This is a genomic window from Enterobacter cloacae complex sp. P47BA, from assembly GCF_014930485.1.
In the GTDB taxonomy this organism is placed as follows: domain Bacteria; phylum Pseudomonadota; class Gammaproteobacteria; order Enterobacterales; family Enterobacteriaceae; genus Enterobacter; species Enterobacter bugandensis.
Window position 1 is genome coordinate 61,041 of the sequence record NZ_JADBRF010000002.1, and the last position, 25,670, is coordinate 86,710.

Here is a 25,670-nt window from a genome sequence, read left to right on the forward strand (position 1 = left end):
GAAGAGAATGATGACATCGCACGGTTTTTCTCTAAAGCGCTGCGTTCTGGACGCGATTTTTTCCGGGCTGATTGCGCTGATTATCTTCGGCCCGATTGCTGGCGTGGTGCTGGACGGGTACAGCTTTAACTTTGCCGGACAACGGCTGGCCTGGATGGTCGGCATTGTAATGCTGGGGCGTTTTCTCTTGAGCGCTTTTTTGGGTACCGCCGCGGGCGCTCGTTTCCAGGCGCGCTTCGAAGCTGATAACGCGGGCGTCTATGTTAGGCCACCGGACTACAAAAGCCGCATGCGCTGGATTATTCCTCTGTTGATTGCGCTTGCGGTTTGCTTCCCGTTTGTCGCCACCAAGTATGTACTGACCGTCGCCATTCTCGGGCTGATCTACGTGCTTCTCGGTCTGGGGCTGAACATCGTCGTGGGGCTGGCCGGCCTGCTGGACCTGGGGTACGTCGCCTTCTACGCGATTGGCGCGTACGGTCTGGCGCTGGGGTATCAGTATCTGGGGTTAGGCTTCTGGAGCATGCTGCCGCTGGCGGCAATCATGGCCGCCGCCGCCGGTGCCCTGCTCGGTTTCCCGGTACTGCGCATGCACGGCGACTATCTGGCGATCGTCACCCTCGGGTTCGGGGAGATCATTCGCCTGATCCTGAACAACTGGCTGACCTTCACCGGCGGCCCCAACGGCGTGTCAGCCCCTCCCCCCACCTTTTTCGGCCTGGAATTTGGACGACGCGCGAAAGAAGGCGGCGTGCCTTTTCACGAGTTTTTCCACCTGACCTACAACCCGAACATGAAGTTTATTTTTATCTACGCGGTACTGTTTCTGGTGGTGATGCTGGTGCTCTACGTCAAACATCGCCTGACGCGGATGCCGATTGGCCGGGCGTGGGAAGCCCTGCGAGAAGACGAAATTGCCTGCCGCTCGATGGGGTTGAATCACGTCCTGGTGAAGCTCTCCGCCTTTACGCTGGGCGCGTCGACCGCAGGGATTGCCGGGGTGTTCTTCGCAACCTATCAGGGGTTTGTGAATCCGACCTCCTTTACCTTCTTTGAATCCGCGCTGATCCTCGCCATCGTGGTGCTGGGCGGCATGGGCTCGACCCTTGGCGTGGTGCTGGCCGCCTTCGTGCTGACGGTAACGCCGGAGCTGCTGCGCAGTTTTGCTGAGTATCGTGTCCTGCTGTTTGGCATGCTGATGGTGGTGATGATGATCTGGCGTCCACGCGGCCTGATCCGCATTAACCGCAGCGGGTTTGCCGTGCGTAAGGGCGTGGCGCCATGAACGGGACGATATTGCGCGTGGAACATCTGATGATGCACTTCGGTGGGATTAAGGCGCTTAACGATGTAAATCTGGACGTGCAGCGCGGCTCCATTACCGCCCTTATCGGGCCAAACGGAGCGGGAAAAACAACCGTGTTTAACTGCCTGACGGGTTTCTATAAGGCCTCCGGCGGCAATATTTTATTTTCTACCCGCACTAAAACGACCAACGTTATTCAGGTTCTCGGACAAAAATTCCAGCCGGGCGACTGGATTAACCCCGCGCAGTTCGGGCAGCGCCTGTTCTACAAAATGTTTGGCGGAACGCACCTGGTGAACCGCGCCGGGCTGGCGCGCACCTTTCAGAACATCCGCCTTTTTCGCGAGATGTCTGTCGTGGAAAACCTGCTGGTCGCGCAGCATATGCGCGTTAACCGCAATCTGCTCGCCGGGATCTTAAACACGCCGGCATATCGGCAGGCGGAAAGCGATGCCCTGGACAGGGCCTTCTACTGGCTGGAGGTGGTGGACCTGGTGGAGTGCGCCAATCGCCTGGCGGGAGAGATGTCCTACGGGCAGCAGCGGCGTCTGGAGATCGCGCGGGCAATGTGTACCGGGCCCGAGATGATCTGTCTCGATGAGCCTGCCGCCGGGCTTAACCCGGTCGAAACGCATAAGCTGAGCAGCATTATTCGTTTCCTGCGCGATCGTCATGACATCACGGTCTTACTGATTGAACATGATATGGGGATGGTGATGGAGATTTCGGACGACATTATCGTGCTCGACCACGGCGATGTCATTGCCAGAGGGAAACCCGAACAGATCCAGCATGATGAAAAGGTGATTGCTGCCTACCTGGGTACGGACGAAAGCGAGGTGACCCTATGACCGAACCGCTGCTGGCATTTCGCAAGGTGGATGTGTTCTACGGTGCCATTCAGGCGCTGAAGCAGGTCTCCCTGGAGGTCAATAAAGGTGAGACCGTGGCGCTGATTGGCGCTAACGGCGCGGGTAAATCCACATTGCTGATGTCTATCTTTGGCCAGCCGCGCATCCGGAGCGGGCAGATTCTGTTCAGTGGTGACGACATTAGCCATCAATCCACCCACTACGTCGCCTCCGGCGGCATTGCGCAGGCGCCTGAAGGCCGGCGTGTCTTCCCGGATATGACCGTCGAAGAGAACCTGCTGATGGGAACCATCCCCATCGGCAATCGGTTTGCGGCTGAAGATATGCAAACCATGTTCGACCTGTTCCCTCGCCTCAAGGAGAGGCGCAAGCAGCGCGCGATGACCATGTCCGGCGGGGAACAGCAGATGCTGGCGATCGCCCGGGCGCTGATGAGCCGTCCCAGGCTGCTGTTGCTGGATGAACCGAGCCTGGGCTTAGCGCCGATAGTGGTGAAACAGATCTTCCAGACGCTGCGCGAGCTGGCCCGCAACGGCATGACCATTTTTCTGGTGGAGCAGAATGCGCACCATGCGTTGAAGCTTTCCGACCGCGGATATGTGATGGTTAACGGGCAGATCCGGTTGAGCGGCAGCGGCGAGGAGCTGCTGGGAAATCAGGAGGTGAGGAAGGCGTATTTGGGTGGATATTAAAACGCCCGCGATAGCGGGCATAAAGATGCCGTATGGATTAACCAAACACCATTATCCAAACAGATAGTGGTTTAATTCCGATCACCCTTATTTACAAAAAACTGCAACTTACAGGCGTAATGTTTCCCTTGTTAACCATTAAGTCTATAAGGGATTAAATTATGTGGAGTGCCCATAAAGCCGCAGTTTATGCCCGCCAGCATGCGGGCGAGCATAGCCAGAAAAGATGTGCAGAATTTGTTTCAAAAGCCATTCGCGCTGGCGGTGCTAATCTGCAGAACACACATTATGCTAAGGATATGAAAAGCAATTTGATTTTGGCTGGCTTCCATCAGATTTACGGCGAGCCTGTTGAGGGTGACGTGGCAGTGATCCAGCCTACAGCCCACCCCCCCTATGGCCATGCATGCATCTTTGCGTCTGGTACTCTGATTTTGTTCAGCGAACAATGTATCCGGGAAAAGAATACCGGGAAGTAAAGCCAGTGTATGCAATATACAGGCATGACTAACATGAAAAAAATAATTCTTGCTGCCCTGCTTCTGCCCACTCTCGTATCAGCTGCACAGAAGCTACCCCCTGAGGCATCCGCCGCCCTTCAGTTTAATAAGTGGTACATCTCGCAGATTCTTAGTGGGAAAGAGCCAATAAAAAACTATGAAGCGCTGAGCCGATACGTTACCCGCGAAACAATCAGCAAGCTCAAAGCCATGGATAAGCTGGATCCGGATGAATATGACGTGCCTGACGTCGATATGTTCATAAAGGCCCAGGGATATGATGATGACTGGGGCATCGTCAGTGCGCGGGCATTAGATTACGATGCCGCATGCATGCAGGTGTATATATCATTCGGCAAAAAGCGGGATCACACCGTGATTGACTGCATGGTCAAAGAAAATGGCGCATGGAAAGTTCAGTCCGTGGCAAGCGTGAATATTTCTGACAACCTGAGCGCAGAATGATATCGGCGATATGACAGGGGTACTGATGCAATGCATCTTCGCGAATCCCTGTCGTATCGCCGACAAATACACCTTCGCTCTGGATAACTGAATAATAACAATGATGCAAGAAAGTGGATTTCAGGCACAAAAAAACCACCTTTCGGTGGTTTCACGACACTGCTTATTGCTTTGATTATTCTTTGTTTCCCATGGTACCCGGAGTGGGACTTGAACCCACACAGCGCGAACGCCGAGGGATTTTAAATCCCTTGTGTCTACCGATTCCACCATCCGGGCTCGGGAAGAAAGTGGAGGCGCGTTCCGGAGTCGAACCGGACTAGACGGATTTGCAATCCGCTACATAACCGCTTTGCTAACGCGCCGTAAAACTTTTCTAACTGACACCCGCAATTGCGCATGTCTTTAATCTGGAGCGGGAAACGAGACTCGAACTCGCGACCCCGACCTTGGCAAGGTCGTGCTCTACCAACTGAGCTATTCCCGCATGTTATCAAGTTAACTGCTAACCACTTGATTTCATTATCGTCCGGCTTGCTGTGCCGCCGTTCGATGCGTTGCATTCTACTGATATGACGTGATGAGTCAACGTTATTTTTTGCTTGTCTGGATTGTTTGCTGAAAATTACGGCGAAACGATCACTGATCAAGCAAATCCCCGCGCGCAGCGTTCAAATATTGCAGCATTGACCACAGCGTCAGCACCGCCGCGACCCACAGGAGGCCAATCCCCGCCCACTCAACCCAGGCGTTCGGACGCCAGAGCATCCACACCAGCGAGGCCATCTGCGCGGTGGTTTTCACTTTACCAATCCAGGATACCGCCACGCTGCTGCGTTTCCCCAGCTCCGCCATCCACTCACGCAACGCAGAGATGATGATCTCACGGCCAATCATAGTCGCGGCGGGCAGCGTCACCCACCAGGTATGATAGTGCTCAGCCACCAGCACCATCGCGATCGCGACCATCACTTTATCCGCTACCGGATCGAGAAAGGCGCCGAAACGGGTGCTCTGGTTCCAGCGGCGCGCCAGATAGCCATCAAACCAGTCAGTTACCGCTGCAATAAGGAAGATCAATGCGCAGGCGAACGGTGCCCAGACGACCGGCAGGTAAAACGCCAGCACAAAGAACGGAATGAGTACAACACGAAAGAGAGTGAGCAACGTAGGGATATTATATTGCATAGTGACGGTAACTATTTGTTGTCAGTAAAATTTAGCTCTATGTTGCTACAGAGCCCTCAATGTTTCAACGAGTAGTAGATCTTTTCTGCCAGCCCTTGCGAAATACCCGGCACTTTTGCAATTTCCTCCATACTGGCGTTGAGTAATCCTTGCAATCCGCCCATATACTTCAGCAGCATCTGGCGGCGTTTTGGCCCAACGCCCTCAATAGTCTCAAGCGTGCTCGTGTTTTTGACCTTCGCCCGTTTTTTGCGGTGGCCGCTGATGGCATGGTCGTGCGACTCATCGCGAATATGCTGGATGACGTGCAGCGCCGGGGAGTCCGGCGGCAGGCTGAAGCCCTCACCTTCCGGCTCAAAAAACAGCGTTTCCAGACCGGCCTTACGATCGGCCCCTTTTGCCACGCCTAACAGCAGCGGATGGTTTTTGTCCCACTCAACGTCGAGCGACTCGAATACCGCTTTCGCCTGACCTAACTGCCCTTTCCCACCGTCGATAAGAATCACGTCCGGGATCTTGCTCTCTTCAATCGCTTTACCGTAGCGACGGCGCAGCACCTGATTCATGGCAGCATAGTCGTCACCCGGCGTGATGCCGGTGATGTTATAGCGGCGATACTCGGCGCGCAGCGGGCCGTTGGCGTCAAATACCACGCAGGACGCCACCGTCTGCTCACCCATCGTATGGCTGATATCGAAACATTCCATTCGCTTCACTTCCGGCAACTTCAGGAGCGTCGCCAGCGCGGTTAGACGCTGGCTAACCGTCGATTGCTGGGACAGTTTAGTGGTGAGCGCCGTCGCCGCGTTGGTCCGCGCCAGCTTCAGATAGCGTGCACGGTCGCCGCGCGGTTTGGTTTGAACATTGACCCGACGCCCGGCCAGTTCGGAAAGCGAATCGGCCAGCAGGGTTTTGTCATCAAGGCTAAAATCGAGCAGGATCTCCGAGGGCAGCGTACGCATCTGGCTGCCCTGAAGATAAAACTGGCCAACAAAGGTTTCCACCACTTCACCCAGCTCGGTGCCGCCAGGCACCTTCGGGAAATAGCTGCGGCTGCCGAGCACTTTGCCCTGGCGAATAAATAGCACATGCACGCAGGCCATGCCGGCGTCGAAGGCCACGCCGATAACGTCGAGATCGTCGCCGGTATTTGAGACAAACTGTTTCTCAGTGACTCTGCGCACCGCCTGGATCTGGTCGCGGATCCGCGCAGCCTCTTCAAACTCAAGTGCGGCGCTGGCTTTTTCCATTCTGGCGATCAGCTGGGTTAAAACCTGATCGTCTTTTCCAGCTAAGAACAGGCGTACGTATTCTACCTGCTGCGCATACTCGTCTTCACTGACCAGCCCGGCAACACAGGGGCCAAGGCAACGCCCAATCTGGTACTGTAAACACGGGCGCGAGCGGTTGCGGTAGACGCTGTTTTCACACTGGCGGATCGGGAAGATTTTTTGCAGCAGCGCCAGCGTCTCCCGCACGGCATAGCCATTCGGGAAGGGGCCGAAATATTCCCCTTTCGCGTGTTTTGCGCCGCGGTGCATCGCCAGACGCGGATGGGTGTCGCCACTCAGAAAAATAAACGGATAGGATTTGTCGTCCCGCAGCAGCACGTTATAGCGCGGCTGGTAGAGCTTAATATAGTTGTGCTCAAGCAGCAGCGCTTCCGTCTCGGTATGCGTCACGGTGACATCAATATTCTGAATGAGTGAGACCAGCGCTTCGGTCTTACGGGAGGCAAGGTTACTGCGGAAATAGCTGGAAAGACGCTTTTTAAGATCTTTGGCCTTCCCCACATAGATAACCGTACCGCCAGCGTCATACATCCGATAGACGCCTGGCTGGCTGGTTACGGTTTTCAGAAATGCTTTTGAATCGAATACATCACTCACTGACTTAACAACGTCTCCGCGTTACATAAACCGTGCCGGATGGCCAGATGAGTCAGTTCAACATCACCATGAATGTTCAGTTTACTGAACATACGATAACGATAGCTGTTGACCGTTTTCGGGCTGAGATTCAGCTGCTCTGAGATCTCATTCACTTTCTGACCCTTGGTGATCATCAGCATAATCTGCAATTCACGCTCAGACAAACTGGCAAACGGTGATTCCGTTTTCTCGGGTTCGATCTGGCTCAGCGCCATCTGCTGCGCAATGTCGGAGGCAATGTAACGCTGCCCGGCAAATACAGAACGGATAGCATTGACGACCTCCTGCGGTGCGGCGCCTTTGCTCAGGTAACCGGCTGCCCCCGCCTGCATCACCTTCGCGGGAAGCGGATTTTCAGTATGCACGGTCAGCATGATGACTTTTGTATCAACAAAGGTACGCGCGATTTTGCGTGTTGCCTCAAGGCCACCGATACCGGGCATATTCATATCCATCAGCACCACATCGGCCGAGTTTGTGCGGCACCATTTTACGGCATCTTCCCCACAGCACGCCTCACCGGCAACTTTTATACCTTTAATATCTTCAAGAATGCGTCGTATCCCTGCGCGCACCAGTTCGTGGTCATCAACAAGAAGGACGTTGATCAAAGGAAATGTCTCCAGAATAGGGATAACGCTACTGAGTGATAATTTGGCTTATATTAACGGTTTTCATCACAAGATTAAAACGTTAAAAAATCGGCTATTCGATTTTGCTCTCGTTTTTGGAAATTAGCCTGTACAGTCGATGGAAAGAGAGCCCTTGCCATCAGAGCTTTTGCGGCAATTTTTAAGCATCTGTATTCAAAAAGTTACAAAAAGCATGCACGCTTTCCTCGCGGAAAAACTGTTCTCAATTTTTGTAACAATAATTAACGGCAAGTAAACCAGGCGCAAACAATTAATAGCCGTACCAGAACATCAGTTTACCGGCTGGCTCTGTTTACGCAAATAAACACTGGCGTAAAAGTACGAAAAACAACCGCTGCATTTTTTGCTGCAGCTTGTGGTATACTCCGCCGCCTTGACTTTCGTCGTCGCGCTTTAGCGCCGTTTAATAATGAGGAAAATAAATGAGCACACCTGAATTTGCCACTGCGGAGAATAACCAGGAACTGGCACAGGAAGTAAACTGCCTGAAAGCGCTGCTAACGCTGATGCTGCAGGCGATGGGCCAGGCTGATGCTGGTCGTGTGATCATTAAAATGGAAAAACAAATCGCGCAGATGGAAGACCAGGCGGAATCGGCCGTATTTGCTAACACCGTTAAGCAAATCAAACAAGCGTACCGCCAGTAACAAAAAACGGCTGGATGCAGTGCATTCAGCCGTCCACTCGTCTGTCACGCAGAACGTACTCTCTAATCAGATCAGTCCCGTAGCCGCCGCATAACAGGCAATCTGCGTCTTGTTTGGCGCATTAAATTTTTTCTGCATATTCTTCTGATGGAAGTTAACCGTATTCTCTGAAATAGAGAGAATGATCGCTATTTCCGCCGACGTCTTCCCTTCCGCGGTCCATTTCAAAATTTCTCGTTCGCGTTTGCTGAATTTCATCTCAGGCGGCATAACCATCTTATCTTCAAAACGCAGCAGCGCGGTTAATGCCATTTGCACCAGCATCTGCAGCCGCAGCTCTATTTCCTCGCCGGCAAACGATCCTTCCTGTGCGCGAGTACGGGAAACTGAGAGGAAGCCGAGCGCATGATTAGGCAGCATCAGACACTGAGTTATTCCCGAACGTAGACCGAAGTCCTGCGCCCTATGCCATAATTCCTGAGCATCCGCAAATAATTCGTCCGTCCAGGGTAAATGCCCCTGAATGAAATTCTCCGGCTTTAGCACCGGATCGATGGTGAAATAGTTCTCTGATTGATATTGCGCCAGCCACTGTTGCGGATAAGTGGCATGCACAGCAATTTTAGGCCGCGTAAACGGCACCGGATGGCGCACACAGAGTGAGTAATAATCGAATTCCAGCGCCTGAGTTTGTCGCTGAAGTTCATGATATACCTCGGCGGCACAGGTCAATTCCTGAAACCGCAGGGAGCAATCCCGTCGCCAGGTGAAAAAGTCTGAATCCTTCATACTTACTAAAAGAAGCCTCTGAAAAGATAATCATTATTATGGTGAATATAACCTAACACATAAAACTTATTTCTAACTACAAAATATCGGCACTAGCACAATTAACTGTGCTATGGATAAAGATTATTCTGTGCGGGTAGAATAAAAGAACACCGTTTAAGGCGAAGAGCGAGAATAATTTGCTCCAGAAGAACTTTCTGGAGCAAATGAGTACATAAATGCTACTGCATAAGGAATTTTTCCAGGAACTGACGGGTTCGCGGCTGCTGGGGGTTAGCAAATAAGCTTTTCGCCGGTCCCTGCTCCACAATCCGCCCCTGGTCCATAAAGATGGCTCTGTCCGCCACGTCGCGCGCAAAGCTCATTTCATGGGTCACGATAACCATCGTGCGTTTTTCCTGCGCCAGCTGGCGGATGGTGTTCAGCACCTCACCCACCAGTTCTGGATCGAGCGCGGAGGTCGGTTCATCAAACAGGATCACGTCAGGGCGCATCGCCAGCGCGCGCGCGATGGCCACGCGCTGCTGCTGCCCGCCCGACAGGCGGCGCGGATAGCTGGTCTCTTTCCCTGCCAGCCCGACTTTGGCGAGCAACTCGCGGGCGCGTGCCATCGCTTCCTCTTTGGGCTCACCTTTTACAATGACCGGTCCTTCAATAATATTTTCCAGCACCGTGCGGTGCGGGAATAGATTGAAGCTCTGGAACACAAAGCCGACATGCTGACGCAGGCGGCGAATCAACCCTTTCTGCTGGCTGATGGATTTACCGGTATCAATCGTTATCTCCCCAACCCGAATGGTGCCCCCTTCCGGCTGCTCAAGCAGGTTGATACTGCGCAGCAGCGTGGTTTTCCCCGACCCGCTCGGGCCAATAATCGCCACGACTTCTCCCTGCTCAACTTCCAGGTCGATGCCGTGGAGCACCGTTTGCCCGTGGAATTTTTTCACCAGGTTTTTGACGTCAATTGCACTCATTTTGGATCACGCTCCTGGCGGTTAAGCTGGTTTTCAAAGTAGTTTTGCAGAGCAGACAACACCGTCGCCATCACCCAGTAGATCAGCGAGGCGGCCAGATACATGGTGAAAACTTCAAGGGTGCGCGAGGTAATGAGCTGCGCCTGACGGAACAGCTCCGGCACCTGAATGGTTGCCGCCAGAGAGGTATCTTTCACCAGGCTGATGAAGCTGTTGCTCAGCGGCGGAAGCGCTACCCGCGCCGCCTGCGGCAGAATGGCGCGTCGCAGCGTCTGCCACGGCGTCATCCCGATACTGGCCGCCGCTTCCCACTGGCCTTTATCAATCGACGAGATCGCCGCGCGCAGGGTTTCGGAGGTATAGGCCGCCGTGTTAAGCGACAGGCCAATCATCGCCGCCGGGATCGGATCCAGCTCGATGCCGAACTGCGGTAAACCGTAGTAGATCATAAAGAGCTGAGCGATAAGCGGCGTACCGCGAAACACGGAAATATAAAAGCGCGCCAGCCAGCGTACCGGCAGGATGGGCGACATGCGCATTAAGGCCAGTACAAAGCCCAGCACAAGACCGAAGAACATCCCGCCGATACTGAGCTGTAGCGTGAATACCGCACCTTTCAGCAGGAATGGCAGGGAATCAATAACCAGTTGAATACTTTCTTGCATTATTATTTTTCGACCTGATTTTTAGACATGAGGATGATAAGCAAACAGCGCGGGCGCCCCGCCGGTGTGCACAAATAAAATCGGCCCTTCATCCTTAAAGCGTTTCTGCGCAATGCCATCGATAAGCCCGGCCATCGCTTTACCCGTATAGACCGGATCGAGCAGTATACCTTCAAGGCGCGCCAGCAGCTTAACGGCTTCCATCCCCTCTTCATTAGGCGTGCCGTAGCCCGGCGCAAAATAGTCATCCCAGAGCAGGATCTCGGCCCTGGCCTTCAGCTCCAGCTGCTCTGCCACCGCCTGTTGCAGCGCCACTACTTTTGGCTTCTGGTCCGCGACGCTGCGGGAAACCGTCACGCCAATCAGCTCGACATCCGGCAGAAGCTGTTCCAGCCCCACCGCCAGCCCGGCATGCGTGCCCGCGCTTCCGGAGGCGACAACGACCGACGAGAGGCTAACGGCGCCCTCGCACTGCTGGGCGATTTCCAGCGCGCTTTCCACATAGCCCAGCGCGCCCAGCGCGTTCGAACCGCCGACGGGAATAACGTAGGGGCGGAAACCCTGCGCTTCCAGACGCGTGGCCAGATCGTCGAGCTGCGCGGTTGGGTCGGTCAACGCATCCACCATCTCCACCTGCACGTTAAACAGATCCAGCAGCAGACGATTACCGTTGGTGAGATAGTTTTCCGCCCGCGTGCCAATCGGGTTTTCCAGCAACGCCACGCAGTGAAGCCCGAGCTTTGCCGCCACGGCGGCCGTCTGACGAACATGGTTAGACTGAATGGCCCCGGCAGTAATAAGCGTATCCGCGCCTTCGCGCAGCGCGTCAGCCGCCAGAAACTCCAGCTTGCGCAGCTTATTGCCCCCCATCGCCATCGGCGTCACGTCATCGCGCTTAATAAAAATATCGCGTCCCAGATAATCAGAAAATCGCGGCAGGTACTCCAGCGGCGTCGGCGCACCGATAAATTCCAGACGGGGAAAGCGCGTTAAATTCTGTAGTGACATGGACTCTCCGGTAACTCAGACAAAATGTGATATTTTTCATTATGCACGCAGACGCGTAAGAAATAAAAAAGGCGCTTTTAAAAGCGCCTTTTTTCCAGGTCACCAACTTATTTGGTGACGTCGGCCCCGAACCACTTCTCAGACAGCGCCTTCAGGCTGCCGTCTTTCTGCATATCAGCAATCGCGGAATCAATGGCTTTCACCAGATCCTCGTTGCCTTTACGGACGGCCACGCCGGATTCCTGACGAGAGAACGCATCACCCGCTACTGCCAGGGTATTATTGGTTTTCTTCACCAGATCCAAAGCGGCCAGACGGTCAACCAGAATGGCGTCGATACGGCCTACGCGCAGGTCCTGATATTTCGTCGGGTCATCATCATAGGTGCGGATGTCCACGCCCTGAACGTTCTGGCGCAGCCACTCTTCGTAGTTAGTTCCCAGACCGACGCCGACTTTTTTGCCTTTCAGATCGGCAGCGGATTTAATGGAGCCTTCGTTACCTTTCTTCACCAGCGCCTGAATACCGGAAACGGTGTACGGCGTGGAGAAGTCATACTTCTTCTTACGCTCGTCAGAAATGGTCACCTGGTTAATCACCACGTCAATGCGTTTTGAATCCAGTGACGCCAGCATACCGTCCCATTTGGTCGGTTTCAGGGAGGCTTTAACGCCGAGGTGCTTCGCCAGTTCTTCTGCAAATTCCACTTCAAAACCGGTCAGCTTGCCGTCATCGCCCTGGAAGCTGAAGGGAGGATAGGTTCCTTCCAGCCCGACCAGCAGCGTACCGCGCTCTTTTACTTTATTCAGCAGGTTTTCTGCAGCGAACGTTTTCACGCTCATGCCCGCAACCAGCGCGACGGCCATAACACCCATCAGCGCCTGACGACCCAGAAGTGCAAATTTCATAAATACCCCGATATAGTGGAATTTTTACGTAGTGTAGAGAAATCGCCTGCAACGTCAAAGGCGACTGCGCTACATCTTATTCTTTTTTAATATATATCAGAAGTTGTTCCGGCGAGCGCTTTCTGCTTCGCGGAACCCGGCATTTGCACCTTATATTGCGCATACTTGCGCAGCGCAATACGGTAGTTGTTGGTGCTGGTTGCAGGCAGCCACGGCTCCAGATTTTCATCCAGGTAACCGGTCTTCAGCAGATCGCGAGAGATATTGTTAACGCTCAGATGCTGCCCAAGACGGCGCAGGCGAACCACATATTCGCGCACGGTGCCGTGGCTCATCTCCGTTTGTTCAAACAGGAATTGCTTGAAGCCGATGATATCAAAGAAGTCGCTTTGCTCTTTGCAGTGGAGATCGCCACAGAAACGGCAAAGCGCCACCCACTCTTTTTGCTCTTCGAGCCACGCGGCTTCATCCATTAACGTGTCGAGGCGAGAGATAGCGATTTTATTCACGATCTCGCCGCGGCGAACCAGCGTGATACGATCGAGTAATTTGTTACAGTGGGCGCAATGCGTCTGGCTGTGTTTAAAGTCTTTCAGGTAGCGGCTTAAAGGCCGTCTTTTAGATTGCTGCACCGTCATGATAACTCCTGGTTGTCAATACGTTGTGCGGCATTTTTCGGGTGATTGGATCACCTATAACTTACCCAGTTTGGTTCGTAAGCGTTTAATGGCCTGGCTGTGCAGCTGGCTAACCCGCGACTCCCCCACCTCCAGAACCGCGCCAATCTCTTTGAGATTAAGCTCTTCCTGGTAATAAAGGGTCAACACCAGCTGTTCGCGCTCGGGCAGAGCTTCAATCGCTTCCATTACGCGCTGGCGTAAATTCCCTTCCATTAAATGGTGTAACGGGTTTTCCTGCTGGTGCTCGTCCGTCACCAGCTCGATGCTATCGCCATGCTCTTCGCGCCACTCGTCATAGGAGAAGAGTTGGCTATTATTGGTATCGAGCAACATCTGACGATACTCTTCAACAGCAATACCAAGACGTTCCGCCACTTCGATTTCCGTTGCGTTGCGTCCCAGTTCCTGTTCCAGCTGTCCCATCGCATGCGCCACTTCGCGCGCGTTGCGGCGAACGCTGCGCGGCACCCAGTCGCGGCTGCGCAGCTCGTCCAGCATCGCACCACGAATACGCTGAACTGCGTAAGTCGTAAATGCCGTTCCTTGCAGAGCGTCGTATCGGTCAACTGCATTCAATAACCCGATACCGCCCGCCTGTAGCAGATCGTCAAGTTCCACGCTCGCCGGCAAACGCACCTGGAGGCGCAATGCTTCGTGACGCACCAGCGGGACATAACGCTGCCACAGCGAGTGTTTATCCATTACACCTTCAGCGGTATAGAGTGAATTCACGATAAACAGCCCTGCGTTAGTTGAGTTATCGGCATGATTATCCGATTCTGCAGGGCGTTCAATTGGATGAATAATGGGTGAAATGAGGGGTTATTTTGAGATTAGAACAGGAAATTCTGCAGCCAGTCGTTTTTCTACTACTGGCGTGCTGAATGTTTTATTGTGCCCTTAAGTCTTTAACTGCATATTTGCTATGGATTTTTTCCAGTATCCGGGTAACTTTCTTTGTGTTCTCAATAGTAATATCTGCAGGCACGAAACCACGCTTTTGTTTAAACCGTTGCAAAGCAACTGTAACTATTGCTCTGAAAGTGAGCTCGCCTGAAATTGTAGATTGCTGAGTGCTCCATCCCTCATCGCCAATATAGTCTTGTGAATCTGCTATATCTGCAAAATAACCGAACGGAGGATGCATGCCGGCATCTATGACTGCAATGGTATGGTCAACATGTTCAAGCGCATTATAGAAACGTTCGTCCATGAGCCCCACCGTATCAAGCGCCAGCGAGGTATAGTAGCTAAATGCCCCGACACAGGAAGGGAACATAAATAGTTTTTCCCCGGCATAATCGCAGCGCATCCGTACGAGTGGCTGCCCCTGCTGATTAACATTCAGTAACCCATGCTGACTAAAATTGAAGTGTTGTACCCCTGTGAGGCGGGACATTTCAATGTAGCGATGAAAAACATCATTCCGTTTGACAAACAAGTCATCCTCAATGAGGAAATAGTGATCAACGCCCTTTTCTCGCAGGTAAGATAGCGCCCTATTTTTGCTGCACCCTACCCCAAGATTCTCTTCATTCAAAACATAGTGGCAATCCAGACCTGAATACTCAGGGAAATGTTGTCCATCATTAATAATGACCAGTTCATCAATATATTGGCGCGGAAGAGAGTTTAATAATTTAAGCAAACCGTCTTTACGGTTATAAGTGACGATCCCCACACCAATTTTTTCACCCTGATACATACATCATTTACCTATTCTTCGTTTCAGACACCGCCAGTTTCTGGCGCTCCTCCGCCCGGGTACAAGCATTAGCCTATCCAGGCGCGCTGCCAATCATCCAAACCGCCCTCTCTTAACATCCAGTCGCGATGCACAGCTTTGCGCAGTTCTTCACCAGCCTTCTCGAGCGCATTCCAGTCGTGAATGTATTCACGAACAGCAGCTATCCACGCATTAGGCGTATTTTTTACCCGATGAACGGGGAGGCCACAGCGATAAGGCTCGATATCCGTGCAGATAATAGGGAATCCGCAACTTCCCAGTTCTAAGAGACGAAGATTACTTTTACATTCGTTAAATCGATTCTGTTCGAGCGGGACCAATGCAAGATCAAGATCAAGTTCACTCAACTTTTGTGGATAATGCTCAAAAGGCACAGGTAAATGGAATTCGCACACGACACCCTCTGGCTTCATCCCCATAAACACCCATTCCACTTCATCTTTTAATTCAGAAATGATCGGTAATAATATTTCGAGATCGCCCGTATGACTCGCCCCCCCCGCCCAACCTACCCGCGGCTTTTTACCGCGGCGTTTTGCGGACTTGAGGTTCCCCCACAGTTCTATATCCAGGCGATTTTTTGCCACGCGGATATCCGAATGAAAACGAGAATAGGCTTCAGCCAGCGGCTCAGTTGACACGACAACCCAGTCAGCCAGGGCCAGAGCCGAGGTCAGTCGATTCTGGATGTCTTTTGGTACATTCTCCCTGAAGATATTTTTCTCAGGGACGTCTAAATAGTAATCATCAAATTCCATAATAATTTTGGCATTACAGACCTGACGATAGCGTTGTACTGTCCGGGGAATATCATCGGCGATAGGCACTTCAAGAATCAGGCGATCGGGCTGAAACTGCGCTACTTCCATCACCGTGGGCAGGCCGAGGATCAATCCGCCATCAGCCTTCAACTCTTGCTGAAGCGCATGAAGAGGTTTAATGACGCGATAATTACCGCATCCTGTCCAGTTAATGTGGGTCCCCATGATTACAGGTAACGGCTTTCCTGGCAGCGCATGCGGTAAGCGCGACATACGGGTATTCAGGCTGAATGTCGACCCGAGACGATTCATATTTGGATTGTAATAAGGATCACGCGCCAGTTCTGCTCCCCATTTCTCCAACAGCGCATCACTGCATGCTTCATCCGCATGAGTAGCGACTGCAAATTTTTCTGGGAACAAACGCGAAGCTCCGCCAAGGTGCTTAACTCGGCTAAACGGTGTCCACAGGGTAATATACCCTTGCGCTTTCGCTTTTAATGCCAAATCAACGTCAGCGTAGTAGATCGGGAAATTCTCTTCATCGAATCCGCCAAGCTCATCAAATACATCTTTACGCACCATCATGCATGCTGCACTTACTGCATGAGCGCCCCGAGGGATCTTCAGTCGGCTAAGGAAGCCACTGTCATCCGGAGAGCTCCCTTTCCCGCAGACAACCACGCCGTCATTGATGCCTGTAATATACCCACCATGCTCCAGCGTACCATCCGGATATTCAAGTTTACTCCCGACAATACCGACTTCCGGGCGTTGAGTGAGTTCGAGTAAAGCCCCCATCCAGTTGGCATCATGAATTTCAACATCATTGTTCATGAACAACAGGTACTCACCTGTTGCATAACGGCTAGCGTAGTTGTTGATAGCAGCAAAGTTGAACGCAGTATCCCAGCGCAGAACTCTAATTTGCGTCAGTTGCATCGACTCTAGTTGATCCAGGTACCTTCTCGCATCCTCATCAGTTGAACCATTATCAACAATGATGATTTCATACTGATGGTACGCGGTTTTTTCCATCAAAGAATCAATACAGCGCTGGAGCAACATCAGACGGTCCCTGGTCGGAATAATCACCGACACCTTCGCAATAGCGGGAAGTTGATACGTCACGAACTGGACGCCAGGTTCTTCGCCGGACGCGATCGTTGCATGTATGCCGCAGCGTGAGAGATGTGCGGCAGTGATGATTTTCATTTCATCAGTGATAGCGGGGTTTTTACACCATTCGCTCATACTGATGGCTCTTGCGATCAGCGCCTCAGGAATATGACCGACCGCGAACGGTCCTTTTTCTTCAATTAATTTCCAGCAAAGATCGATATGACTGAGATACAAAAAGTCTGGATTAAATCCATTGTGGCGACGTAATGCATCTGTCGAAATAAAGACACTGGAGCCGATATAAGGATGCGCACGCAACATATCTATATCGCATTCCGGCTTAAGAATTAAGCCATCTTCCTTATCATTACGGATAACGAGTTCATCAAAATACCAAAACGCCTTCTGCGGATCCCGCATGGTAAATTCGGCACAGGTAAGTAGTGCATGCTCTTCCAGGGTATCGCCCGCCTCCATAATGAGCAAATTAGCGGATGCGATCCCGTCCACCGCCAGATTCAGATCGCCCACGAAGCGTATTGTCGAATCGCCAGTAATAGAATGCGATGGATGCTTTCCTACGACGATGAGTGAATCGGCACTTAATGTCTGGCTATTAACAGAGCTTAAACTCGCACGCAGCTTATCACGGTCGCCTTCACGATCGATGATTATGACCGAAATACTGGCGCAGGCAGGGAAAGACTGAAGCAACGTGCCTATAATTGCGGAACGCAATGGCGTCGGTTTTCTTTCATTCATCCAGCTACTGACTGATCGCGTTGTTTCTTCGCCGAAACTGTCCATAACCTTGCGATGAAACTCGAGATTGCGGTGCTGTTCTTGCGAAATTTTTAATACTTTTGGCGCAGGCAGACGATCGAATATACGTTCAACGCAGGCGTCTAAAGAAAGCTGCGCGTTTGCTTCAGCCCGGTATTCCCAAGCCCAGTGGGCTGCTTGCGGGTAACCGTCAAGGATCTCTTTTATCCAGCGGTTACGGTTAACGATTTTGGGAGCACCTGTCAGTGCAAAGTGATAATCACTGCGTTCCAGCAGATTTGCTTCTGTCAGATAACCGTGTGAGGAAATACCATCTGATATCACAACTGGTAGCCCCATGCCCATGGCAAGTACAACTCGGGCTTCATCACCAATGATAAGCTGATATTGTGACAGCAACTCTGGCGTTACAGGACCAGGCGCAGAGTCGAGATTATAGTAATCCAGTTCAATATTTCTGGACTGGAATGACTCGATGAGCTCAGCTAAATTTTTATTATACCCAGTGGAGATCAGTAGTGCTTTTTCGAACTTATCAGTGAAGACGCCTGTGGCAGACGCAAATTGATTATTAATTGTGAGCGGGAAAATCTTGATCCGCGGTTGTTTAATTCCCTTTTCAACTAAGCGGACATAACTGGCGGTAGAGCAGGCAAAACTGGTGCTGGAAAGCACATTTTCCACATCAGCGCCGTAGGGTAAATCATAATCAGCATAACTGTAAAAGTGATGGAAGAAGATTCTGGAAACCCAGTCTCCTTGCATAAAAATGGTGTTCAGCTCGGCGGGAATATAGCCGTTAAATATCCACATCAGATCGTAGAAAGCGTGCAACTTACCATCGGGTTGTTCCAACAAGCGAATGGTTTTATTTGCATTTATAACATTCAAATTGTTGAGCCAATACCGACCCGTGGTTTTGGCAAAAACATCGACCTGCCAGTTGTGACGATGAAAATATTCTATCAGATCAAAAAAGATACTCTCGTGTTGACCGTAGTGTTCAAACCTGTCAATGGTAAGTAAAATTTTGCGCATAATATTTTCAAGTCTATCAACATTTAAGTGGAGTTGGGCAATATAACAAAAACCCGGCAACGCCGGGTTTTTGAATATCAAGGGCGTAAGAATTAACGCAGCAGAGACAGCATAGACTGTGGAACCTGGTTTGCCTGAGACAGAACAGAAGTACCAGCCTGTTGCAGGATCTGTGCACGTGACATGTTAGACACTTCGGTTGCGTAGTCAGCATCCTGGATACGAGACTGTGCTGCAGACAAGTTAGTTACTGAGTTGTTCAGGTTGTTAACGGTAGATTCGAAACGGTTCTGCATTGCACCCAGGTTGCTACGCGCACCGTCGATACCTTTAAGTGCAGTATCAACTGCGTCAATAACAGCTTTTGCAGTGGCGTTGTCGCTGATAGATGCCGTGCCGCCGGACAGGGCAGTACCGGATGCCAGAGAGCTGAGCTTAGCATTGATCAGAGAGTCAGAACCGATGCTGATGGTATCGCCAGCTTTGGTGTTTGCACCAACCTGAATGGTTACGCCGCCGCTCTGAGAACCATCCAGCAGGTTTTTACCGTTGAAGTTTGCAGCACCTGCGATACGGTCGATTTCAGACAGACGCTGGTTGATCTCGGTGTTGATGGAGGTCATGTCAGTGTCTTGGTTGGTGCCGTTTGCTGCCTGTACAGACAGTTCACGGATACGCTGCAAGTTGGTGTTAATTTCGTTCAGGTTGCCTTCAGCAGTCTGAATCATAGAGATGCCATCGTTGGCGTTACGAGCAGCCTGAGTCATGCCCTTGATCTGAGAATTCATGCGGTTAGCAATCGCCTGACCAGCAGCATCGTCTTTAGCGCTATTGATACGCAGGCCAGAAGACAGACGCTCAATCGCGGTACCCAGAGCAGACTGAGATTTGTTCAGGTTGTTCTGAGTAGACAGGGATAACAGGTTAGTATTGATTACTGACATAATTTAATTCCTTCAAATTGGATTCTAGGGTCGGTGCTTAACACTCACGGCGTCTCTCACCGTCAAAAAGGTTATCGACGAACGTTTTGAAGACTTTAGAATTTTCATTGATTTTTTTTTAACTATTTAATTTTAAAGAAATAATTTTACGTCATCATACCAAAAAAAGAATTATTTATGGCATTCATCCTTGTAGGGCCATACGCAATATCCCAGGGCTGCATCCTTCATACCGTTAACGAAGAGGGTATATGGTAAGGAGAATACCGCTTATTCAACCGATAATTTTCTTAGCTAATGGTTAAACTATTTTCTCATGCCGCCGATAACTAGCTGAAACTACCATTGACTAAAGGAAACAATCTAATGGCAAGTGCAACAATCAGTAGTCTTGGCGTAGGCTCAGGTTTGGATCTACAGACGCTCTACACGAATCTTGAAAACGCTGAAAAAACAAAATTAACGACAATAACGAATCAGCAAACCTCTTATAACGCGCAGCTCAGTGCGTTCAGTAAGCTGCAAAGTGCGATGCAAACACTCAATACCGCCACTGCAGCGCTTTCTAAAACTGATACATGGAACGCAACAGCCGTAGGATCGACCAATAACTCCTTCATGGCAACCACAGCCACGGGCGCAACCGTCGGCAGCTATACCGTTCAGGTCAAAGCGCTGGCAAAAGCGCAGGTACTGACCACTGCCAGCCAGACTAGCGCGACTTCACCGTTGGGCGCGACAACGGGTGCAACCCGTACAATAACCATTGCACAAGCCGGCTCAACAACGCCGCTGACCGTTACACTCGGTGATTCCGATACCTCATTAAATGGAATTGCCAGCGCGATTAACAAAGCGAACGGTAACGTTACGGCTACCGTCGTTAAAGCGAAAGACGGTGACTACACTTTAATGCTGACATCAAAAACATCTGGTACAGCAAATGATATGACGGTGAGCGTCTCGGGTGACAGCACATTACAAAACGTCATTGGCTATGATTCGTCAACTCACACAGGGGTAATGAATCAACAGACGGCATCCCAAAATTCGCAAGTCATTATCAACGACATCACGATTGAGCGTTCAACTAACACGATTAATGATGCCCTACCAGGTATTACCCTGAGCCTTAAAAATGAAAGCACGAGCAGCGAAAACCTAAATATTACCCGTGCTGCTGACACCACACAGAAAGCCATTACTGACTGGGTAACGGCCTATAACGCTTTACAGTCCACCATTACGTCCGTCACTAAATATGTAAAGGTTGATGCCGGTGAGAGTCAGTCCGCAAATAATGGCGCGTTAATTGGTGATAGTACGGTACGTTCGGTGCAGTCGCAGTTACGTGGATTATTAACTGAGGTGCAGTCAGGCTCTTATGCAATCCTGGCTCAGCTTGGCGTGACGCAGGACACCGCAACGGGGGCAGACGGTTCATTAGGCAACCTTAAGGTTGATTCCAACAAATTGAGCAAGGCGTTAACGGATAATCCAGAAGCGGTACAGGAATATTTTGCCGGCGATGGCAAGACAACCGGACTCGCGACACAAATGGGTACGATGCTCACGAATATGTTGAGCACAACGGCGGGCAAAGAAGGGATTATCAAGAATGCTACTGATGGTATTAACACGACGCTGAAAACGCTTGACCAACGCTATGATACGATGGAAGCCAGTATAGAAGCCACAATGGCGCGATATAAAGCGCAATTCACCAATCTGGATACGTTGATGAGCAAAATGAACAATACATCTACCTATCTGAAACAGCAATTCAGTTCTTCCAGCAGTTAAGGAATATCTATGTACTCACAAATTGGTGCGCGTGCATATCAACAAATTGGTCTTGAAAGTGCGGTAATGAGTGCAAATCCGCATCAACTTGTGACCATGCTATTTGACGGGGCACTTAGTGCCCTTGTCCGTGCCCGGCTTTTCCTCAACGAGGGTCGTATTGCCGAAAAAGGTGAAGCACTGTCGAAAGCAATAAATATCATCGACAACGGTTTAAAGGCTGGTTTGAATATGGAGATTGAAGGTCCGCTTTCCGCGAACCTTGCTGCACTGTATGACTATATGATTCGTCGTCTTTTACATGCTAATTTACGTAATGACGAAGGGGCTATCGTCGAAGTTGAGGAATTATTGAATAACATTGCTGACGCGTGGAAACAAATTGGCTCTAATGTCTCCTCTGACCAGGATAATCTTTAATGAACACCCCCAACTCTGTCCTTAGCGCCTGGCAGGCGCTACATAATCTCAGCCTTTCCATGCTTAAGCTGGCTAAAGCCGGTCAGTGGGACGATCTAATCACACATGAAATTACTTATGTTCAACTTATTGAACATATATCGCAGAATCCAATAACATCAGCACCGCGGCCTCACATCGAACAGGCCAGATTATTGCTCGAAAATGTGCTTAAAAATGAAAGTGAACTCAAAGAGTTACTGGCTGTGCGCATGGAAGAGCTCCGCAATCTTATTGATCAAACAGGTAAACAGCAATCCATAACATCTACCTATGGAAAGCTGTCAGGAAATATTCTTTATCCAGAAAGTTTGACCCGCGACACACAATTATGATTTCTTCATCCATACTCCAGAAGTCTGCCATATGGCTTCTGGAGCACGGACGATGAAAAACCCCACCCTGTTACAATGCTTTCACTGGTATTACCCCGCTGGCGGTGAATTGTGGCGAGAAGTCACGGCGTTAGCCCCCAATCTTAATGAAATCGGCATCAACATGATCTGGCTGCCGCCCGCGTATAAAGGGGCTTCCGGCGGGTATTCGGTTGGCTATGACTCTTACGATCTGTTTGACCTCGGCGAGTTTGACCAGAAAGGCAGTATCGCCACGAAATACGGTGACAAAGCGCAGCTGCTGGAAGCCATCGACGCCCTCAAAAGCAACGACATTGCCGTCCTGCTGGACGTGGTGGTGAACCACAAAATGGGGGCTGATGAGAAAGAGCCTGTCCGCGTGCAGCGCGTGAACGAACAGGACCGTACACAAATTGATGATGAAATCATCGAGTGTGAGGCCTGGACTCGCTACACCTTCCCCGCCCGCGCCGGGCAATATTCGCAGTTTATCTGGGATTACAAATGCTTTAGCGGCGTCGACCATATTGAAAACCCGGATGAAGACGGGATCTTTAAAATCGTCAACGACTACACCGGCGAAGGCTGGAATGACCAGGTCGATGATGAGATGGGTAACTTCGATTACCTGATGGGCGAAAACATCGACTTTCGCAATCACGCCGTCACCGAGGAGATCAACTACTGGGCCCGCTGGGTCATGGAACAGACGCGCTGCGACGGTTTTCGTCTGGACGCCGTCAAGCATATTCCCGCCTGGTTTTACAAAGAGTGGATTGAGCACGTTCAGGAAGTCGCCGACCAGCCGTTGTTTATCGTGGCGGAATACTGGTCTCACGAGGTAGACAAACTGCAGGCCTATATTGACCAGGTCGACGGTAAAACCATGCTGTTTGATGCCCCCCTGCAGATGAAATTCCACGAGGCGTCACGCCAGGGTCGGGATTACGACATGAGCCAGATCTTCACCGGTACGCTGGTGGAGGCTGACCCGTTTCATGCGGTTACCCTTGTGGCTAACCATGACACTCAGCCGTTGCAGGCGCTGGAAGCCCCGGTTGAAGCCTGGTTTAAACCCCTGGCGTATGCGCTGATCCTGCTGCGGGAAAACGGCGTGCCGAGCGTATTTTATCCGGATCTGTTCGGCGCAAGCTATGACGATACGGGAGGCGACGGTGAGAACTATCACATCGACATGCCGGTGATTGAGCAGCTTCACGAGCTTATCCTCGCCCGCCAGCGCTTTGCCCATGGCGTGCAGACGCTGTTTTTTGATCATCCAAACTGCATCGCTTTCAGCCGCAGCGGCACCGATGACGATCCCGGCTGCGTGGTGGTGATGTCGAACGGTGACGACGGGGAGAAGGTGATTTGCCTGGGGGAAAACTACGGCAACAAAACGTGGCGTGATTTTCTCGGCAATCGGGAAGAAACTATCACCACGGCAGCGGATGGCGAAGGCATCTTTACCTGTAAAGGGGGAAGCGTGAGCGTGTGGGTGATTGAGGATGCGTTGTAGAACGGGAAACGTGCGGCCTGATGCCCTCACCCCGTCCCTCTCCCACAGGGAGAGGGCGCAAACACCAAAAACGGCAACGAGGTTGCCGTTTTGCTTTTACCCTTAGGGCAGTTTACTCTCCAGCGGATTCTTGCTCAGGTAATCCGCACATTCCACCGTTGGGCGGTCAACCTTCTCCAACTCCATGCCATCATACTCAAGCGTAGCGCCGTCGCGATCCAGCGGATAGATATCCAGCTTGCGGGTAACGTTGTAATAATTGTCTGAACGCAGCATGATCTTACCCGGCACGGCAATCACGCGTTGCCACTGGCGGCAGTCCAGCGTATCGCCCTCTTCCGTCACCACCAGCGTGGCAATGGCTTCAGGACTGACCAGGCTGCTCTGCGGCCCTTTCGACTGCCAGTATCCTGCCAAGTTTGCCGGGACGGGATGATTGATCACATCTTGATAGTTATCCACCTGGACACACCCGGCAAGGATTATCAGAGCGCCTGTTAATGCTAACTTTTTCATGAAAAATCCAGGTTAGTGAAAAAATTCATTTTGGCATTAAAACGCGCGCAACTCTAGTCAGAACCCTTTATGACATAAGAATTACCTATTGCAGATGACTCTCAGACCTTATGCCACACGTACGACGCGAGTCAGTTGATCATTTTGATCGCGAAGGAAATCAACTTTCGCCTCATTTTTAGGATGGTGAGCCAGATAATCATCAAACTGAATATGTTCTACTGTATATCCCAACTCAAGAATAAAGGTCAGCAATGCCTCACGCTGCTCTTTAAACCACGGTAAGTCCCATGCTTCGAAAGAAAAGGGAGGGAAATTATTATGCTCAAGGAATCCGACGGCACCTTTTAAAACATCCAGTTCCAGGCCTTCGACATCAATCTTCAAAAATCGCGTTTTCTGTTCAAACAGAACATCATCAAGTTTGATAATCTGAACGACATCTTTTTCACCGCTCATCGCCGCCTCTACTCCCGTGTTTGAACGATATTGTTCAATTATGGAAAAACCACCAACGTTATACATTTTATGGTAGTCAGGCACTGGTAACTCAAGTATCCCATTTGCCGCACCAACTCCTTTGTTCAGGGCTGTTACGTTATTGAGACGATTGAGGAAAATATTTCCGCAGAGCTGATAATACACAACCTTTTGTGGTTCAAAAGAATAAATATGGCCATTTTGCTCATTCAGCATGAGTGCTGTAGGTATGGTATACGCCCCCAGATTTGCCCCGAGATCGAACACTATAGGCTTATCAAGCCCTCTGGTGAATTCACCTGTAATAGCAAAAAGCCAGTTTTCCCAGTTGTCCTGAGTAAAGAGGTGATTGGAAATGACATCATTGCCAAAGGTCAGAAAGCTACCTTGTGATGAGTTAACGACGTGAACTCTTGGTAACATAAGTAATCCTATAAACTTTCTTTATAAAAAGAAACTACGTCTGAAATCTCGGTAAGACATTTCTCTGCCTAAACCTGCATCCCCATCACTTCCTGATACGCCGACACCAGTTTGTTACGCACCTGGATCCCCATCTGCAGGGAAACCGAGGCTTTTTGCAAATCGGTCATCACATCATTGAGCGCCACGCCCGGCTCGCCGAGGGTGAACTTCTCCGCCTGCGTACGCGCAGCGGTCTGGGTATCGCTGATACGGTCAAGAGCGGCATGCAGTTGCCCCGCAAAGCTGATGGTCGGCTGCTGTTCTGCCACATTCTGATTACGGGCCGTCATCGCCGTTGCCTGCAACTGACTGATGACCCCTTCAATGCCCTGTATAGCCATGACTCTCCCCTGGATGGTTTTTTACGCGGTCAAGACTAACAGCTTGTCAATAAGATAA

The 25,670-nt window shown here is 51.0% G+C and carries 26 protein-coding genes and 3 tRNA genes; 10 read left to right on the plus strand and 19 right to left on the minus strand.

The window, feature by feature from the left end:
* The first annotated feature begins 10 nt into the window (after nt 1-10).
* From livM to IM299_RS03775, 5 genes are all read left to right on the plus strand, one after another.
* Entirely contained in the window at nt 11-1,285 is a 1,275-nt protein-coding gene (livM, locus tag IM299_RS03755; protein ID WP_047362806.1) for a high-affinity branched-chain amino acid ABC transporter permease LivM, read from the plus strand.
* The gene (locus IM299_RS03760; protein WP_041909401.1) at nt 1,282-2,157 is read left to right on the plus strand and encodes an ATP-binding cassette domain-containing protein; all 876 of its coding nucleotides are present in this window, start codon (nt 1,282-1,284) and stop codon (nt 2,155-2,157) included. Before livM ends, IM299_RS03760 begins: the two co-directional genes overlap by 4 nt.
* A complete protein-coding gene (locus IM299_RS03765; protein WP_045631541.1) occupies nt 2,154-2,870 on the plus strand; it encodes an ABC transporter ATP-binding protein in 717 nt (238 codons plus the stop codon). The genes IM299_RS03760 and IM299_RS03765 overlap by 4 nt, the downstream gene beginning before the upstream one ends.
* Before the next feature lie 161 nt (nt 2,871-3,031).
* Complete coding sequence (locus IM299_RS03770) at nt 3,032-3,349, plus strand: CHAP domain-containing protein (protein ID WP_370567617.1); 318 nt, start codon at nt 3,032-3,034, stop codon at nt 3,347-3,349.
* Between the two features lie 33 nt (nt 3,350-3,382).
* Nucleotides 3,383-3,835, plus strand: coding sequence for a DUF3828 domain-containing protein (locus IM299_RS03775; RefSeq protein WP_028013673.1), 453 nt, complete (start codon nt 3,383-3,385; stop codon nt 3,833-3,835).
* A 192-nt stretch (nt 3,836-4,027) separates the two neighbouring features.
* On the opposite strand, the gene IM299_RS03780 is transcribed toward IM299_RS03775, so the two are convergent.
* From IM299_RS03780 to uvrY, 6 genes are all read right to left on the minus strand, one after another.
* A tRNA-Leu gene (locus IM299_RS03780) sits at nt 4,028-4,114 on the minus strand.
* 12 nt (nt 4,115-4,126) lie between these two features.
* Nucleotides 4,127-4,200, minus strand: a tRNA-Cys gene (locus tag IM299_RS03785).
* Nucleotides 4,201-4,246: 46 nt separating this feature from the next.
* Nucleotides 4,247-4,322 (minus strand) — tRNA-Gly (locus IM299_RS03790).
* A 152-nt stretch (nt 4,323-4,474) separates the two neighbouring features.
* Nucleotides 4,475-5,023, minus strand: a complete 549-nt coding sequence (pgsA, locus tag IM299_RS03795; RefSeq protein WP_041909393.1) for a CDP-diacylglycerol--glycerol-3-phosphate 3-phosphatidyltransferase — start codon at nt 5,021-5,023, stop codon at nt 4,475-4,477.
* A 56-nt stretch (nt 5,024-5,079) separates the two neighbouring features.
* Nucleotides 5,080-6,912: an excinuclease ABC subunit UvrC gene (gene uvrC, locus IM299_RS03800; RefSeq protein ID WP_041909391.1), complete on the minus strand. Its 1,833-nt coding sequence runs from the start codon at nt 6,910-6,912 to the stop codon at nt 5,080-5,082.
* On the minus strand, nt 6,909-7,565 hold the full coding sequence (gene uvrY, locus IM299_RS03805; RefSeq protein WP_013096026.1) for a UvrY/SirA/GacA family response regulator transcription factor: 657 nt from the start codon (nt 7,563-7,565) through the stop codon (nt 6,909-6,911). Before uvrY ends, uvrC begins: the two co-directional genes overlap by 4 nt.
* A 464-nt stretch (nt 7,566-8,029) precedes the next feature.
* Between uvrY and IM299_RS03810 the strand changes: the two genes are divergently transcribed.
* Nucleotides 8,030-8,254: a DUF2594 family protein gene (locus IM299_RS03810; RefSeq protein WP_014832453.1), complete on the plus strand. Its 225-nt coding sequence runs from the start codon at nt 8,030-8,032 to the stop codon at nt 8,252-8,254.
* 66 nt (nt 8,255-8,320) lie between these two features.
* Here the strand turns inward: IM299_RS03810 and sdiA are convergent, their stop codons facing one another.
* The 10 genes from sdiA to IM299_RS03860 form a co-directional block, all read right to left on the minus strand.
* The gene (sdiA, locus tag IM299_RS03815) at nt 8,321-9,043 is read right to left on the minus strand and encodes a transcriptional regulator SdiA (protein ID WP_193357072.1); all 723 of its coding nucleotides are present in this window, start codon (nt 9,041-9,043) and stop codon (nt 8,321-8,323) included.
* Nucleotides 9,044-9,264: 221 nt separating this feature from the next.
* Nucleotides 9,265-10,017 (minus strand): L-cystine ABC transporter ATP-binding protein TcyN, encoded by a 753-nt coding sequence (tcyN, locus tag IM299_RS03820; RefSeq protein WP_163329838.1) that lies wholly within the window; start codon nt 10,015-10,017, stop codon nt 9,265-9,267.
* Nucleotides 10,014-10,682: a cystine ABC transporter permease gene (tcyL, locus tag IM299_RS03825; RefSeq protein ID WP_028013677.1), complete on the minus strand. Its 669-nt coding sequence runs from the start codon at nt 10,680-10,682 to the stop codon at nt 10,014-10,016. Before tcyL ends, tcyN begins: the two co-directional genes overlap by 4 nt.
* A gap of 21 nt (nt 10,683-10,703) precedes the next feature.
* Complete coding sequence (gene dcyD, locus IM299_RS03830) at nt 10,704-11,690, minus strand: D-cysteine desulfhydrase (RefSeq protein ID WP_048956501.1); 987 nt, start codon at nt 11,688-11,690, stop codon at nt 10,704-10,706.
* A 107-nt stretch (nt 11,691-11,797) separates the two neighbouring features.
* Nucleotides 11,798-12,598: a cystine ABC transporter substrate-binding protein gene (gene tcyJ, locus IM299_RS03835; RefSeq protein WP_028013679.1), complete on the minus strand. Its 801-nt coding sequence runs from the start codon at nt 12,596-12,598 to the stop codon at nt 11,798-11,800.
* Nucleotides 12,599-12,684: 86 nt separating this feature from the next.
* Nucleotides 12,685-13,236, minus strand: a complete 552-nt coding sequence (fliZ, locus tag IM299_RS03840; protein ID WP_045631537.1) for a flagella biosynthesis regulatory protein FliZ — start codon at nt 13,234-13,236, stop codon at nt 12,685-12,687.
* A 54-nt stretch (nt 13,237-13,290) separates the two neighbouring features.
* Nucleotides 13,291-14,010, minus strand: a complete 720-nt coding sequence (locus IM299_RS03845; protein WP_193357073.1) for an RNA polymerase sigma factor FliA — start codon at nt 14,008-14,010, stop codon at nt 13,291-13,293.
* Between the two features lie 157 nt (nt 14,011-14,167).
* A complete protein-coding gene (locus IM299_RS03850; protein WP_051486078.1) occupies nt 14,168-14,983 on the minus strand; it encodes a glycosyltransferase in 816 nt (271 codons plus the stop codon).
* A 68-nt stretch (nt 14,984-15,051) separates the two neighbouring features.
* A complete protein-coding gene (locus IM299_RS03855) occupies nt 15,052-18,729 on the minus strand; it encodes a glycosyltransferase (protein WP_041909384.1) in 3,678 nt (1,225 codons plus the stop codon).
* A 92-nt stretch (nt 18,730-18,821) separates the two neighbouring features.
* Nucleotides 18,822-19,673 (minus strand): flagellin domain-containing protein, encoded by an 852-nt coding sequence (locus IM299_RS03860; RefSeq protein WP_041909382.1) that lies wholly within the window; start codon nt 19,671-19,673, stop codon nt 18,822-18,824.
* 366 nt (nt 19,674-20,039) lie between these two features.
* On the opposite strand from IM299_RS03860, the gene fliD reads away from it, so the two are divergent.
* Genes fliD through amyA form a run of 4 tightly spaced genes read left to right on the plus strand, consistent with a single transcriptional unit; the run spans nt 20,040 to nt 23,810 of the window.
* On the plus strand, nt 20,040-21,476 hold the full coding sequence (fliD, locus tag IM299_RS03865) for a flagellar filament capping protein FliD (protein ID WP_041909380.1): 1,437 nt from the start codon (nt 20,040-20,042) through the stop codon (nt 21,474-21,476).
* A gap of 9 nt (nt 21,477-21,485) precedes the next feature.
* Nucleotides 21,486-21,896 (plus strand): flagellar export chaperone FliS, encoded by a 411-nt coding sequence (fliS, locus tag IM299_RS03870; RefSeq protein ID WP_041909379.1) that lies wholly within the window; start codon nt 21,486-21,488, stop codon nt 21,894-21,896.
* The gene (fliT, locus tag IM299_RS03875) at nt 21,896-22,270 is read left to right on the plus strand and encodes a flagella biosynthesis regulatory protein FliT (protein WP_041909376.1); all 375 of its coding nucleotides are present in this window, start codon (nt 21,896-21,898) and stop codon (nt 22,268-22,270) included. Before fliS ends, fliT begins: the two co-directional genes overlap by 1 nt.
* 52 nt (nt 22,271-22,322) lie before the next feature.
* The gene (gene amyA, locus IM299_RS03880) at nt 22,323-23,810 is read left to right on the plus strand and encodes an alpha-amylase (RefSeq protein WP_193357074.1); all 1,488 of its coding nucleotides are present in this window, start codon (nt 22,323-22,325) and stop codon (nt 23,808-23,810) included.
* 102 nt (nt 23,811-23,912) lie between these two features.
* Here amyA and yedD read toward each other — a convergent pair whose 3' ends face one another.
* The 3 genes from yedD to fliE all read right to left on the minus strand — a co-directional run bounded on the left by yedD (nt 23,913) and on the right by fliE (nt 25,612).
* Nucleotides 23,913-24,326 (minus strand): lipoprotein YedD, encoded by a 414-nt coding sequence (gene yedD, locus IM299_RS03885; protein ID WP_048956498.1) that lies wholly within the window; start codon nt 24,324-24,326, stop codon nt 23,913-23,915.
* Nucleotides 24,327-24,434: 108 nt separating this feature from the next.
* Nucleotides 24,435-25,229 carry an FkbM family methyltransferase gene (locus IM299_RS03890; RefSeq protein WP_193357075.1) on the minus strand — a complete coding sequence of 265 codons (795 nt, stop codon included), beginning with the start codon at nt 25,227-25,229 and terminating at the stop codon, nt 24,435-24,437.
* A 68-nt stretch (nt 25,230-25,297) separates the two neighbouring features.
* Nucleotides 25,298-25,612 (minus strand): flagellar hook-basal body complex protein FliE, encoded by a 315-nt coding sequence (gene fliE / locus IM299_RS03895; protein ID WP_013097729.1) that lies wholly within the window; start codon nt 25,610-25,612, stop codon nt 25,298-25,300.
* Nucleotides 25,613-25,670: the final 58 nt, after the last annotated feature.